This is a genomic window from Nonomuraea sp. NPDC049504, assembly GCF_040676845.1.
GTDB lineage: Bacteria > Actinomycetota > Actinomycetes > Streptosporangiales > Streptosporangiaceae > Nonomuraea > Nonomuraea salmonea.
In genome coordinates this window covers 80,082-93,908 of sequence record NZ_JBFAPT010000019.1, presented here as the reverse complement: position 1 = coordinate 93,908, position 13,827 = coordinate 80,082, and the positions used below count along the sequence as shown (strand labels likewise).

The 13,827-nt window shown below is 67.1% G+C and carries 9 protein-coding genes; 4 read left to right on the top strand and 5 right to left on the bottom strand.

Annotation, left to right across the window (positions count from 1 at the left end; genetic code table 11):
• Nucleotides 1–33: 33 nt before the first annotated feature.
• The 4 genes from AB0K28_RS31835 to AB0K28_RS31820 all read right to left on the bottom strand — a co-directional run bounded on the left by AB0K28_RS31835 (nucleotide 34) and on the right by AB0K28_RS31820 (nucleotide 6,660).
• The gene (locus tag AB0K28_RS31835; protein ID WP_364377335.1) at nucleotides 34–2,082 is read right to left on the bottom strand and encodes a hypothetical protein; all 2,049 of its coding nucleotides are present in this window, start codon (nucleotides 2,080–2,082) and stop codon (nucleotides 34–36) included.
• Nucleotides 2,079–3,095 (bottom strand): PD-(D/E)XK motif protein, encoded by a 1,017-nt coding sequence (locus tag AB0K28_RS31830; RefSeq protein WP_364377333.1) that lies wholly within the window; start codon nucleotides 3,093–3,095, stop codon nucleotides 2,079–2,081. Before AB0K28_RS31830 ends, AB0K28_RS31835 begins: the two co-directional genes overlap by 4 nt.
• The gene (locus AB0K28_RS31825) at nucleotides 3,092–5,653 is read right to left on the bottom strand and encodes a Z1 domain-containing protein (protein WP_364377331.1); all 2,562 of its coding nucleotides are present in this window, start codon (nucleotides 5,651–5,653) and stop codon (nucleotides 3,092–3,094) included. The genes AB0K28_RS31830 and AB0K28_RS31825 overlap by 4 nt, the downstream gene beginning before the upstream one ends.
• Before the next feature lie 320 nt (nucleotides 5,654–5,973).
• The gene (locus tag AB0K28_RS31820) at nucleotides 5,974–6,660 is read right to left on the bottom strand and encodes an FCD domain-containing protein (RefSeq protein WP_364377329.1); all 687 of its coding nucleotides are present in this window, start codon (nucleotides 6,658–6,660) and stop codon (nucleotides 5,974–5,976) included.
• Nucleotides 6,661–6,724: 64 nt separating this feature from the next.
• Here AB0K28_RS31820 and AB0K28_RS31815 point away from each other — a divergent pair, with 64 nt between their 5' ends.
• From AB0K28_RS31815 to AB0K28_RS31800, 4 genes are all read left to right on the top strand, one after another.
• The gene (locus tag AB0K28_RS31815; protein ID WP_364377327.1) at nucleotides 6,725–7,558 is read left to right on the top strand and encodes a dioxygenase; all 834 of its coding nucleotides are present in this window, start codon (nucleotides 6,725–6,727) and stop codon (nucleotides 7,556–7,558) included.
• On the top strand, nucleotides 7,555–8,412 hold the full coding sequence (locus AB0K28_RS31810; RefSeq protein ID WP_364377325.1) for a fumarylacetoacetate hydrolase family protein: 858 nt from the start codon (nucleotides 7,555–7,557) through the stop codon (nucleotides 8,410–8,412). The genes AB0K28_RS31815 and AB0K28_RS31810 overlap by 4 nt, the downstream gene beginning before the upstream one ends.
• 125 nt (nucleotides 8,413–8,537) lie before the next feature.
• The gene (locus AB0K28_RS31805) at nucleotides 8,538–10,397 is read left to right on the top strand and encodes an ABC transporter ATP-binding protein (protein ID WP_364377323.1); all 1,860 of its coding nucleotides are present in this window, start codon (nucleotides 8,538–8,540) and stop codon (nucleotides 10,395–10,397) included.
• Between the two features lie 11 nt (nucleotides 10,398–10,408).
• The gene (locus AB0K28_RS31800; protein WP_364377321.1) at nucleotides 10,409–12,238 is read left to right on the top strand and encodes an ABC transporter ATP-binding protein; all 1,830 of its coding nucleotides are present in this window, start codon (nucleotides 10,409–10,411) and stop codon (nucleotides 12,236–12,238) included.
• Between the two features lie 107 nt (nucleotides 12,239–12,345).
• Here the strand turns inward: AB0K28_RS31800 and AB0K28_RS31795 are convergent, their stop codons facing one another.
• A complete protein-coding gene (locus AB0K28_RS31795; protein WP_364377319.1) occupies nucleotides 12,346–13,803 on the bottom strand; it encodes a serine hydrolase domain-containing protein in 1,458 nt (485 codons plus the stop codon).
• Between the last annotated feature and the right edge of the window lie 24 nt (nucleotides 13,804–13,827).

Below are 13,827 nucleotides of genomic sequence, written 5' to 3'. Positions count from 1 at the left end.
CTGCAGGACGGCGGTACGGAAGTGCACGACGACTCATGAGGTCTGCACCGCCTCCGCGAAGATGTCGATCTCAGTCATCGTGTCGGACGCCGGACGTACGATCGCGCGCCACGTTCGACCGTCCCCGCCTTCGACGACGAGATCGGGGGCTTGGTGCAGTGTGCCGTCCGGAGCCTCGAAGCCGATCAATAGCGGCATGTCGGCTCCCACAGGGGGATCGGTTTCACGACTGCCCGCCCCGGTCAGCGCCACCGACAAATCGACGCACACACGTTGACCACCAGCTACGGGAAGACGGAACTCCTGCACCAACACGGGGATGTCGAAGCGATCACCATGGTAAGGATCCCCGATGTACTCGACCCGGGGACGTCCGCGAGGACGACGCGCAGGGTCGCCCCCCGTACGCCAGGACGTTCCGGATGCGCCGCCACCCGCGGTGGATCCACCGTCAGCGGTTGGACCTGTGTCCTCGCCTTCGCCGGATCGCGTGGCCGTGCCAGGAGTCGCCGTCGAGTCGGTTCGAGGCCCTGTGTCATGTTCGCCCCAGCTCTCGGAGCCTGGGACGGAAGCGTCCGGTTCTTCTTCGACGGAGTCCGGCGTGGACCTCCGGTCCCATGTATCGGTGCTGCCCGGTCTGCTGTAGCCGGTGGCGCCGCCAGTGCCCCAAGCGCCTCCGACCAGGGGCGAGAACATACTGCTGGCCGCGCCCAAGGCGACGCTCGCCGAGCTTCCCCGCGTGCCGCCGCCGAGGGCGAACATCTTGGTCAGCTCTTCGTCGATCCGACGGAAGGTGGTGTTGACGTAAGTACTCTCCGGATATTCGAGGGACTGCGGGTTCCAGGCGTCGTGCGTCGGGGGCTCCGCCTTCGCATATGTCTCGTCGAGCTCCACGTCGGCGCGGAAGACTCCCGCATAGTGCTGATGTACGCTCGGCGGCTTCGGTCCGGGCCGGTAGGTGACCACCAGTTCTGCCGGCCGCATGAGACATATGTGGTGCACCATGCCCTCGATGTTCACCATTCTCGACGCGTCGGTGGCCTCGGCGACAGGCGCGATACGTTTGACCAGTCCGAAGCGGCCTAGGCGTTTCTTGGGCCTGTAGCACTCCAACAGCTTGCCGTCGGGTCTCGCCATCTCCTCATAGGCGGCCACGAACAGGTTGAGCGGCCGGACTTCTTGAGGATCCGGCACGGGATGGTCGACGCCGTCGCAGACGACCGAGAAGCGCATGGCGGGTCCGGACTCTTCGACGTCGAGCATTTTGGGCCACAGGTGCCAGGCGATCGTCTCCGCCAAGTAGTCGGCCACCACGGCCGGTTGTCGATCTTCTAGAGCAGGATCGATGATGACGATCGTCGTGCCTGTCTCGTCGCTCTTGAAGGGACGCAACCCCAACTGGTGCGCCACGGCTTCTGCTTCGCTACCGATGAGCGGTTCGACGACGTCCGAGGTGTCGTCCCCCCACCAATGCCGACCGGTGTATCGCCTGTCACCGCCCTGCTCACTGGCGACGTAACTCTTCCAGAGGGCGCAACCCATCAACCTGGTCTCGAGTCGGCCGTTCACCACACAACGCGTGTGCAGCAGGATCGTTCCAGGCTTCGAGACCAGATAAAAGATGCCCTTGCCGAAGCCGTAGGTTCCGCCACCGAGTTCGGTGTCACGAGGCTCGCCGATGTTGCGGACGAAGGAGACGAAATCGTGTTCCTTCGTCACGGCCTTGTCCGCACGCGTCGGGCCACCAAGACCGCTGGTGCCCCGATCGGAGATCGCCATCACCCTGATCGGGGTGTTCAGCAGCGATTGGCGGAGCGGGAGGTGCTCGTTGAGAGGGGCGTTCCGCAGGAGCAGAGCCCGCCAGGCAGGAGCGTGAGCCGGTCCTACTGTCCACGTCTCGATGGCGTAGTCGACGGGCCTCCTACGGTCGCGCAGCCGCGCATCCCAGCTGTTCTGCGCCGACTCCCTGACGAGGATGGTCAGCAGATCGAGTTCCGGGCGGCCGAGTTGATTGCGGACACCCTCCGCCAGGCTCGCACCTTCAGGCGGGAAAGGCTGGGAGAACCAGGACGGCGTGCTCATGACGGCTCTCGGATCATGCGGGAAAGGTGTTCGTTCACTTCGGTGGCTTCCAAGGGGGACGGAGGCTCGTTGGACAGATCGACCGTGTAAGCGACGTCCGTCACGGTGATGCGGATGCCGGCCGTTGCAAGATCGTTACTGGTGAGCTTGGGGAACTCGGTGTCTGCCAGATACCAGCGCTCCTCGACGACGCGGAAGCGGAAGTCTTGGTAGAGCGCGGCGTCGGAAGGGCGAAGTCCCACAACGGCGAGAAGATTCAACAGTGCGGTTTCGTCATCGCAGAGTCGGAGCGCCCGCTCGATCAACTGCAGGATGCCCTCACCCAGCTCGGAACTCCGTTCCAGTCTGAACCACGCGAGGGCAAGGGTCCCCTCCACCGGTGCGTCCAATTGTTCGAGTCCGTGGATGCGTACGCGTCTGCCGTCGCCAGCAGTCGTACTCTTGACCTCGACGGCTACGGTCGCTGCGGAGAAGTCGTGTCGATGGCCGTGGGGGCCGCGCCACAGTCGGTGGGCGCTGCTGTCCTTCTCCAACAGTCGTACGAGCACCGTCAACTCCCCGAACAGTCCCGCCAACTGCTCCGGGCCGAGACGTGCACCCGTGTTCTGGAACAACGCCTTCCACCGGTCGAGCACCTTGTACAGAGCCTTCAACGGTGTGTGAGGCATCGATTCCGTGGTCCGCAGGACATCGGCGCACAGCATGGTGAAGAGGTCGTTCATGTCCGGGCGGAGGCACCCTAGATCGGCGTACACCTGATAGGTGTCCTCTCCCTCGAGAGGACGTTTGCGTAGCAGGAGGACGGGTCCGTCGAGGCCACGCCGTATGCTCTGGTGCGACGCGATGGGCACTAGAAAATGGCGATGCCCCTCGTAGTCGACCGCTGCCGCCGGGCGATCGTGCTCACCGTCGAACGGTAACTCGGCGATGCGTAACCTGCGTTCCGTCGAGACTCGCTCGGACTCGAGTTCCCGCCAATGGCGATCGATGAGGTCGCGGAAACCGTCGTTCACGCGACGTCCTCTTCCTCGAGAAGAGAGAAGTCGTCTTCCTCGATGTCGACGGCGACGCCCGAAAGATCGGCTGAAATCCACTCGACGGCGCTGTCCTCGCCGTGGGGTTGCGGGAAGACCAGACCGACGCCGATGACATGTTCTTCGGCGTCGAGCGGCTCACGGCGCTGCTTGACCCGAGGAGGCGGTGAGGACACCTTGTCGATGGGGTACAGCACCAGAAGGCCTCTGTCCGTCAGTTGCCTCTGTCGTTCGACCTTGATTTCCTGCTCGGTCAGGTTGCTTCCGTCGCCGTTCAAGTCGATGGCGGCGTCGCGGCGGCTCATCAGGGTCTTGATGTCGGCGAATCCGGACTCCGACGTCCTCAAGCGGGCACGGACGATCCGCTGGACGGCGATCCCCGGAGCGAACTCGAATGCGTCGTCGAAATCCCCCAACGGGTTTCCCACGATCGCCACGTTCCACCGGCGAAGAGATCCCGCCGTGCGGACACGCTTCTCGATGTAGCCCGTGAGCAGATCGGCGTCGCACTCCTGGGACTTCTCGTGGAAGTGGTACGTCTTGAGGAAGTCGAGCACCAGGTCGTATGGGACGTCTCGGAAGATGAATCGGCCGTCCTCGGGGCGTTCCTCACGTCTGGCCGCATGCTGTGCCGACTGGGCGACGAGGTGTCGGGCGGCCGCCTGGTTCTCCCTGAGCCAGTCGGCGTCGGTGCGGAAGTATCGCGTCTGCACGCGCTGACCGCCGTACGCTGATGCGGCCTTCACCGCGTCCTTCATCTTGGCGGCCTGCGTGACCCTTAGGGAGGGGTGGGTGCGCAGGCGCACCGCGAAGTTCAAGGGCGTCTTGTCCTCGGTCATGTAGATGTCGATGTCCCGCCGCATCTCGGTCTCGACCGTCGCCAGGTGGCGGAACCATTCGCTCAGCTCTGCCGTCATCCACATCCTGGGCAGGTCCGCGTAACCAGTCCGGTAACCGAACCAACGCCCCATCTGCAGCAGGGTGTCGTACGCCGACACCGCACGCACGAAGTAGCTGACCGAGAGTCCCTCCAGAGTGAGACCGCGAGAAAGCGTGTTACCGCCCACCGCGATGGCGACCACCGGACCGTTCTCGTAGTCCAGCCTGTCCTGACTGCTGGAGTTGTCCATGATGATCCGGCAGTCGTCCAGAACGCCCGCCAACTCCGGGAGCAGACGGTCAAAATCGATCTTGGTCTCGCCGAAGTCCTCGGCGGGAACCTTCGCCGTCTCGTCATCCCACAGATCCCGAAGGGTTTGGATCGTGGTCGGATCTGCGAGATCAGCCTTCAACCGGTCCCGGAGGCGTTCCAACGGAAGCCGGAAGCTGTTGTGCACCGCTGTGTTGACGCTCGTGTGGATGAGCATGGTGTTGTGCGGTGTACCGGTACCTCGCACTCGACGAGCTGCGGTCACCATCCAGAAGTATCGGATGGCCCTATTCAATGTCTCAGTGATCTCGGGCACGAAGCCCGCCACGTCCGCCTTCTTCAACGGTCGCACGCATTCGACGTCCTCTTCGGGGACTTCGCGGATCATGTCGTAGCCGTCATCCACCTCCTCGGGATTCTCTCCGTCGAGGGCGTATCGACCGAACAACACCTCCGTTCCGAAATGTCCCTCCGGTTTGGGCAGGTTGACGATGAAGTGCTTGGGATAGAGATCGTCGGCGCTCGGGTCGATGAGCAGGTTGGCGAAAGGCGTGGCCGTGTAACCGACGTACGCGGATTTCGGCAGTGAGTCGAGGATCTCCCGGATCCTGGGGTTGATGGTCTTGGTCGCGACCGTCGCCTGATCCGCCTCGTCGTCGATGATGAGGGCGGGACAATCCTGAAGATAGGCGGAGGCGCTCTTCAGCCACTGAGCGAACTTGCGGAGGACCGTCGCGTTCTTCTTCACGACGCACAGGACATGGGCCCTGTTGCTCCTCCCGAAGAACGACGCGGCGTTCGCGGTCGGAACGAAGTCTCTGTCGAGGTCGGTCAGCTGGTGCCACCGTGTCGGGTTCGGCTCGACGAGCTGTTGGACGAGTCTGGCTTGAGTCTGTCGACGGAGACCGTTATGGATGCCGGCCAGGACGATGAACAGCTTGTAGCCCCGATCGGCTGCCTTCGCCATGACCGCGGTGAAGTTCGTCGTCTTGCCCGACTGCACGTAACCGACGACGAGACCGCGCGTCGAGAACTTCTTCTCCTTAGGGTGACTCAACAGGGAGAGGATGCGGTCAGAGGCGCCGTCGAGACTCTCGATCGAGGACGCGGACCAGCCGGCCTTCTCGAGCCGGCTCACTATCGCAGGCCAACACTTGTCCTTGGGGGCGGGGCCGGTGTACCACGTCTCCCTATTTGCATGGACGACGAAGTGCGGTTCCTCGGCCTCGTGGATCGTGATGACGTCCTGCTCGTGGCGTTCTCTGATCCGCCGGATCACTCCGGGGGCGACCCCCATAATCTCTAACCGTTTGACCGCGTCAGCCGGGGTGTAGGCGTCCAGAAGCACCTTGTACGTCTCGTAGATGTCCTCGAACTCGTCGCTCATGATCTCCTGCTACTCAGCTCTGTGATCCGCAGTATGTGTCTCCGTGGCCGTTCGACTTCCCGATGACGAAGTCGTTGGAACGGTCCGAGGCGAGCCAGCCTAGGGGGCAAGGTCAACATACGACTAGAAGCAAACGATCGACAGTCTTCCGACAAGATCGTGTAAAGGCACCGTAGCGGCGCAAGCCGCCGCAGCGCGATCCGGCTGGTCGTGGTGGGCGGCTGTCGATGCCTCCCGAGCGACGTACATACGTAGGGCATCCCCCGTATGCGCCCTTGCACAAACAGGGGTGTGGCCGTTCTCGGCTGAAGCCCAGGCGGTCAACGAGTTACGGCTTGGTGGCGTTCTGCGGCGGTGGCGGTGCGGTCCGCGTCGCCGGTTGCGATGGCCTCGACCAGTTCCGTGTGGATCTCTACGCGGTGCCTCAGGTAAGCGGTTGGGTCGGTGCTGGAGTCTGGGGTGGCGTGGGCGGACAAGTCTGAGATGCAGTGGGTCATTGTCAGGTAGACCGCTTTGGCCAGGTGGTTTGGGGTTATTTCGGCTATGCGTTCGTGGAGGGCCAGGTTTGCGCGGAGGAAGCGGTCTCGGTCGGACGTCGCGCGCTTCAGTGCCGTGAGGAGTTTGCGTAGGGCGGTGATGTCCTGCTGTGTGCGGTGGCGGGCGGCGTCCAACGCGATCAAGGGCTCCAATGAGTCTCGTACGGCGATCGCGTCGGCCACCGTTGTCGGCAGCGAGCGGACCGAGAGCAAAGTGTGGCGGAGGCGGACAATTGGGTTGGGGGCGGCGACGAACAGGCCGCCGTTGCGGCCCGGGCGGATCTCCACCGTGCCGCGGTCGCTGAGCAGCCGGGCCGCCTCGCTGATCGTGGCGCGGCCGTAGCCCGACAGGTCGCGGAAGTGGTCCATGGTGCCGATCAGGTCGCCGGGGCCGAGGCCGCGGGCGTCGATCATGGACTCGATGTCGGTGGCGAGGGATTCGGCGCGGGTCGGAGGTGAACCGGAAAACACCCGAACCATTCTGGTCAATCGAGCGCGGCGGCGCTACGCTCCGGTCAACCCTTTGGAGGACTATGTGACCCCGCTGCTGCGACAGGTCCTGAGCCAGATCGACGGGCCCGATCCCCGGGTCAACGAGGTGGTCTCCGCGCTCGTCAAGCACCTGCACGCCTTCGTCGAGGAGGTGCGGCCCACCGAGCGCGAGTGGATCGCGGGGCTCGACTTCCTCATAGAGACCGGGCAGATGTGCACGCCGCATCGGAACGAGTTCATCCTGCTGTCCGACATGCTCGGTTTGACCAGCGCCGTGGACGACGTGAACAACGAGGGGCCCGAGGGCATGACGCCGTCCTCGGTGGAGGGGCCGTTCCACTCGCCCGCCCCCGAGCGGGAGCTTGGCGCGTGGATCAGTGCCGGGCCCGAGCGGGAGCGCGGGACGACGACCGTGGTGCAGGGGCGGGTGCTCGACTGCGACGGCACGCCGCTGCCCGGCGCCGTGGTGGACGTGTGGCAGGCCAACGACACCGGCCTGTACGACACCCAGGACGACAGCCAGGACCTCGGCAACCTGCGCGGCCTGTTCACCACGGACGCGGATGGGCGCTACTGGTTCCGTACGATCCGGCCGAGCAGCTACCCCGTGCCCACCGACGGCACCGCCGGGCGGCTGCTGCGGGCTGTCGGGCGGCACCCCATGCGGCCCGCGCACTTCCACTACCGGGTCACCGCCCCCGGATACCGGCCGTTGACCACGCACGTCTTCCTCGCCGGTGACCCCTATCTGGGCTCCGACGCGGCGTACGCGGTGAAGGACGCGCTGGTGCGCGAGCCGGTGCGGCGTGCGGACGGGTGCGAGGAGATCACGTTCGACATCAAGCTGGTCCCGCTGGACTGGAAGGAGGGGCAGTGAGGCTCGTCGGTGTCCGCGTCCGCGGGGACGACGTCGTACGGGTCGCGCGGCTCGACGGCGACACGGTGACGCTGCTCGCCGAGGTGAACGAGTTCTGGGCCGACGCGCGCAGCCTGGTCGCCAAGGTGGCGGGCATCAGGGAGGGGCTGCGGCTGGCCGACGGCAACGTGACGCTCTCCACGGAGGCCGTGACGTTCGTGCCGCCGGTGCCGCCGTCCGCGCGGGTGATCTGCGTGGGATTGAACTATCGGGCGCACGCGGCCGAGGGCTCCTTTGAGGTGCCTGAGCATCCGACGTTGTTCGGGCGGTGGACGGCTTCGCTGAGCGTGGGCGGGGTGCCGGTCGCGGTGCCGGCCGGTGAGGCGGGGCTGGACTGGGAGGGGGAGGTGGCGGCGTACGTGGCCGAGCCGGTGCGCGACGCCGACCCCACGACCGCGCTGAAGGCCGTGCTCGGCTACTCCACCTTCAACGACCTGACCGCGCGCCGCGCCCAGAAGCTCACCAGCCAGTGGACCTTGGGCAAGAACGCCGACCGCAGCGGCCCCCTGGGGCCGATCGTGACCGCCGACGAGGTGGGGGATCTGCGGGACGGGCTGCGGGTGCGCACCAGAGTGAACGGGACTCTTGTCCAGGACGGCAACACCCGCGACATGATCTTCGGCGTCGGCGAGGTGCTGTCGCTGATCAGCCGCACGCTCACGCTCAACCCCGGCGACGTCGTCGCCACCGGCACCCCCGACGGCGTCGGATACGTGCGCACCCCGCCCTGGTTGCTGCAGCCCGGTGACGTGGTGGAGGTCGAGATCGACCGGCTCGGCGTGCTTCGTACTCCCGTCACGGCCACCCTTCCCTGACCGCGCGCGCCCGGCGTGCGAGGCCGGGCGCGCGGCGGCCGTTTAAGCGGTGGGAAACTGTCGGACCCCGGTGATACACATCAGGTCCGCGTACGCTCACCACACCGGCCGGGGAGACCATGTCCGTGACCACCAGCTCCGAGTTCGTCGTGACCGGTCCGCGCTTCGATCGGCGCGGCCCGGTGCGCTGGCTCTGGTCGCATCTGCGCCGCCATCCGGTGCAGCTCGCCGGGTTCCTCGGCGGCTCGGTCGTGATGATCGTGCTCAACTCCGCCGTCCCGCAGCTCACCGGCGCCGCGTTCGACGCCGTGCTGGGGGGCGGTGCCGGCGCGGCCCGCACGCTGGGGCTGATCGTGGTGACGCTGCTCGCCATCGTGGTCGCGCGCGGGCTGTTCGACCTGGTGGCTCGCATGTCCAGCGAAATGCTGGCCAAGCGGCTCGAACGCGACGCGCGCGACGAGCTCTACGCCAGCCTGCTCGGCAAGAGCCAGACCTTCCACAACCGGCAGCGGGTCGGCGACCTGATGGCCCGCGCCGCCAACGACATCAGGCAGCTGTCCTTCATGATCTCGCCCGGCGTCGATCTGATCGTCGACTCCGGGCTGTCGGGGCTGGTCCCGCTGTTCTTCATCGCCGCCATCGACCCTCGGTTGCTGCTGGCGCCCGGGGTGTTCGCGGTGATCTTCGTGTTCGCGCTCTGGCACTACATGCGCCAGCTCAACCCGGTCGCGACGCAGATGCGGGAGCAGTTCGGCGAGGTCAACGCCGGGCTCAACCAGGCGGTGCGCGGCATCGAGGTGATCAAGGTGATGGCGCAGGAGGGGCAGGAGCGGGTGCGGTTCCGTGCCAACGCGCGCCGCTACCGGGATCTTTTCGTACGCAACGGGCTCGTCCAGGCTCGCTACCTGCCGACGCTGCTGTTCGCGTGCGCGCTCGCCGGGGCCCTCTGGCATGGCCTTTATCTCCAGGGCATGGGCGCGATCACCGTGGGAGATCTGGTGGCGTTCATGGGGCTGATGGTCATGCTCGGCTTTCCCACCCAGATGTCGATCTTCACGTTCTCGCTGGTGCAGATCGGCATCGCCTCCTCCCGGCGCATCCTCGGCATCATCACCGCCGAGACCGAGCTGCACCAGCCCGCCGACGGGCACGCCGGCCGCATCTCCGGCGAGATCGTCTTCGAGGACGTCACGTTCGGCTACGACGACGGGGAGCCGGCGCTGCGCGGGGTCAGTTTCACCGTCAAACCCGGCGAGACGGTGGCGATCGTGGGGGAGACCGGGTCGGGCAAGAGCACGCTGACCAAGCTGGTGCCGCGCATCTACGACGTCACGTCCGGGCGCATCCTGGTCGACGGCGTGGACGTACGCGCCTGGGATCTCGACTCGCTGCGGTCCCAGATCTCCACGATCGAGCAGGACATCGTGCTCTTCTCGCGGTCCGTGGCCGAGAACATCGCGTTCAGCATGGGGCAGCGGGCCGATCGGGAGGCCGTGATCAGGGCGGCTGAGGACGCGCAGGCCGCCGAGTTCGTGGCCGAGTTGGAAGACGGCTACGACACGGTGATCGGGGAGCGTGGTGTCACCCTGTCGGGCGGGCAGCGGCAGCGGCTGGCCATCGCGCGGGCGCTGCTCACCGACCCGGCGATCCTCATCCTCGACGACTCCACCAGCGCCATCGACTCCGCCACCGAGGACAAGATCCAGCAGGCGATCGGGCGGGTGCTCGAAGGGCGTACGACGTTGCTGATCACCCATCGGCTCTCGCAAATCAGGTGGGCCGACAAGGTCGTGCTGTTGCGGCGGGGTGAGCTGGTCGACTGCGGGACCCACGACGAGCTGATCGCCCGCAGCCGCCTCTATCGCCGCATCTTCGCCCATTACGACGAGGCCGACTACGCCGGGCCCGATGACGGCGGGTCCGGGGATGGCGGGTCCGGGGACGGGGCGCAGGTGCTCGCGCAGGAGCAGGGGGGTGTGCGCTGATGGGGTTCATCATGGACGGCCTCGAGGCCGAGGACTACGACCGCACCTACAACGATCGTGACCTGTTGCGCCGCATCCTGGCCTACTTCCGGCCCAAGCTCGGGCCGATGGTGCTGGTCGCGGTAATGATCGTGCTGTCGTCCACCAGTCAGGCGTTCGTGCCCCTGCTGACCAGCCACGTCGTGGACGCCATCGCCGACGGCTCGATCGGGCGGGTCGGGTGGATGTTCGTGCTGGGGCTGCTGGGGGCGGGGGCGCTCGGGTGGGTGTTCAACTTCGTACGCCAGTCGTTCAGCTCGCGCGTCACCGGCGACGTGGTGCTCAAGCTGCGCGAAGACGCCTTCGACGCGGTGCTCGAGCGTGACATGTCCTTCTACGACGAGACGCCGTCCGGGCGCATCGTCAGCCGGGTCACCTCCGACACCGACGACTTCGCCACCGTCTCCACGCTGACGATGGACCTGATCAGCCAGGTGCTGATGGTCGGCATCGTGACGGCCCTGCTGTTCCTGCGCAGTGTCGAGCTGGCGCTGCTGACGCTGCTGATCGTGCCCGTGGTGGTGGGGCTGGCGCTGCTGTTCAGGCGGCTCGCGCGGGCCAGCACCCGCCAGGCGCAGCGCTCGCTCAGCCGGGTCAACGCCAACCTCCAGGAGACCATGGGCGGCATCGCCGTCGCGAAGAACTTCCGCCAGGAGCAGCAGGTCTACGACGAGTTCCGGCCGATCAACCAGCAGAGCTACCAGGTGACGTTGCGGCAGGGGTTCGTCTTCTCCGGGATCTTCCCGGTGCTGTTCCTGGTGGCGGGGCTGGCGACCGTGGCCCTCGTCCAGCTCGGTGGCTCGGCGGTGCTCAGCCGAGGGCTGACCGCCGGTGACTGGTACCTGTTCCTCCAGGGGGTCGCGCTCTTCTGGATGCCGCTCACGTCCATCGCGGCGTTCTGGTCGCAGTTCCAGCAGGGGCTGTCGGCCTCGGAACGGGTGTTCGCGCTGATCGACGCGCCGCCTCGGGTCGTGCAGACCGACACGAAGCCGGTCGGGCGGCTGGCCGGGCGCATCGAGTTCCAGGGTGTGACGTTCGGGTACGACGCCGCGCATCCCGTACTGCGCGACTTCGACCTGACCATCGAGGCGGGCGAGAGCGTGGCCCTCGTCGGGCACACCGGGGCCGGCAAGTCCACGCTCAGCAAGCTGATCACCCGGTTCTACGAGTTCCAGGACGGGAAGCTGCTGATCGACGGGGACGACATCCGTACGCTCGACCTCGGCTCCTACCGGCGGCAGATCGGCGCGGTGCCGCAGGCTCCGTTCCTGTTCAGCGGCACCGTCGCCGACAACATCCGCTACCCGCGGCCCGACGCCACCGACGAGGAGGTGCTGGCCGCCGCCTCGGCCGTGGGCGACGGCGACTGGATCGAGGCGCTGCCCGATGGGCTGCGCACCGACGTCGGCGAGCACGGGCGGGCGCTGTCGATGGGGCAGCGGCAGCTCGTCGCCCTGGCCCGGCTGCTCATCCAGGACCCGGCCATCGTCGTGCTCGACGAGGCCACGGCCAGCGTCGATCCGCTGACCGAGGCGCAGATCCAGGAAGGGCTCGACGTGGTGCTCGCCGGCCGCACCTCCATCGTCATCGCCCACCGGCTGTCCACCATCGAGCACGTCGATCGCATCATCGTGCTCGACCACGGGCGGATCGTGGAGGAAGGCGACCACGCCTCGCTGCTGGCGCGCGGGGGCCGCTACTGCCAGGTCTACAACACCTACTTCCGTCACCAGTCCCCGAACTACCGCGCGGGGACAGGCTTCGTCCCGGTCAGCGAGGGCCAACTGACCGGCTCAGCCTGACCGGCTCGGCCTGACCGGCTCGGCCTGACCGGCTCAGCCTGACCGGCTGGAGTCGGTGGTGGGTGCCTCGGGTTGGTTGGTGGCAGGGGAGTCGTGGCGGTGGTGGGTTATGAGGCTGTCTGCTTGCGGGCTTGGGCGCCCAGGTTGGGGACGCCGAGTTGCCTCTTGAGGAGTTCGGCCTCGTGGTCGGGGAGTTCCCGGCGGATGGTCATCGCGTTGTCGAGGAGGGGGTTGTCTGTCAGGCGGACCTGGCGGACTCCCTCGGCGAACGCCTCCGGGTCCCAGCCGGCGGCGGCCTCGGCTCCGGCCGCCATCCGGGTGATCGACTCCGCGCTGGGTGGGGTGGCTATGCCGAGGCGGGTGGTGAGACGGTCTCCTACCAGGAGTCCCGCGAGGTAGCTGCGGCCTGACACCGGGGTGCGCCGGGGGCGGGGGTCGGCGCCGTGTACCCAGGCGGTGACGACCTCGGCGACGAGGCGGGCGGCGGCGTGGCTGGGGCGGTCGGAGAGGCCGAGATCGCCGAGGTCGTACTGGTTGGTGGAGATGACCAGCACCACGCGGTCCTTCGTCCAGCCTCGGGTGAAGTGGTTCCAGCCCCACAGGTACTCGCCGCCGTGGCCGATGTACGGGTGCTCGCCGCCGTCGAAGACGTTGAAGACGAAGCCCACCGAGGCGTCCGTGCTGGGGCCCGTCAGAGTGCCGCCGGATGCCTGGGCGGTGATCATCTGCTGGGCGGTCTCCGGGGTGAGGATGGAGCCGGAGTCCAGTTCGCCGCCGTTCAGGAGGGCCAGGATGAAGCGGGTGTGGTCGGACGGCGTGCTCAGCGCCGACCCGGCGGGCCAGTCGCCGGGGTAGAGGGGCGGCAACGCGAGGCGCAGGCCCGGCAGGGTGGCGTAGCCGGTGGAGCGGCGGGCCAGTAGTTCGGCGGGCACGTGGTCGGGGTGTTGAGCGCGCGGGAACACGGTTGAGGCCATCCCCAGCGGGGCGAACACGTGTCGCGCCACCCACTCCGAGAACGTCACGCCGTCGGGGTTGAGCAGCTCGACCAGGTGACCGACCAGGGCGATGCCGATGTTGCTGTACGTGTAGCGCTCGCCGACGGGTGCGGCCCAGAAGGGGAGCAGGGTGCCGCCGTACGCGTCCGATCGGGCCTCCGTCAGCACCCGGCGCAGGTGGTCGGCCAGCGGAGGGGGCGGCAGGTGGTCCCAGTTGCCCATGTTCGTGCCGAGGCCGCTGCGGTGGGTCAGCAGGTCTCGCAGGGTGATGGAACGTTCCCCGAGCGGGTTGCGTACGTGCTCGTCCAGGGGGTCGTCCAGGCCGATCACGCCGCGTTCGACGAGTTGGAGGGCGGCGACGGCGGTGTACGCCTTGCTGTCGGAGCCCGTGGGGCCGACCGTGTCGGGGGTCATGGGGCGGGCGGTGGCGACGTCCGCCAGCCCGTACGCCCTGGTCAACGCCACGTCCGTGCCTACACCGACGGCGAGTGAGAGACCGGGGGCGCCGCAGTGGCCGAGGATCTCCGGCGTGAGGACGTCCAGCGCCTCCGCCAGCTTCTTGATGTCCATGCGTCAACGATGGCCTTGACGCTT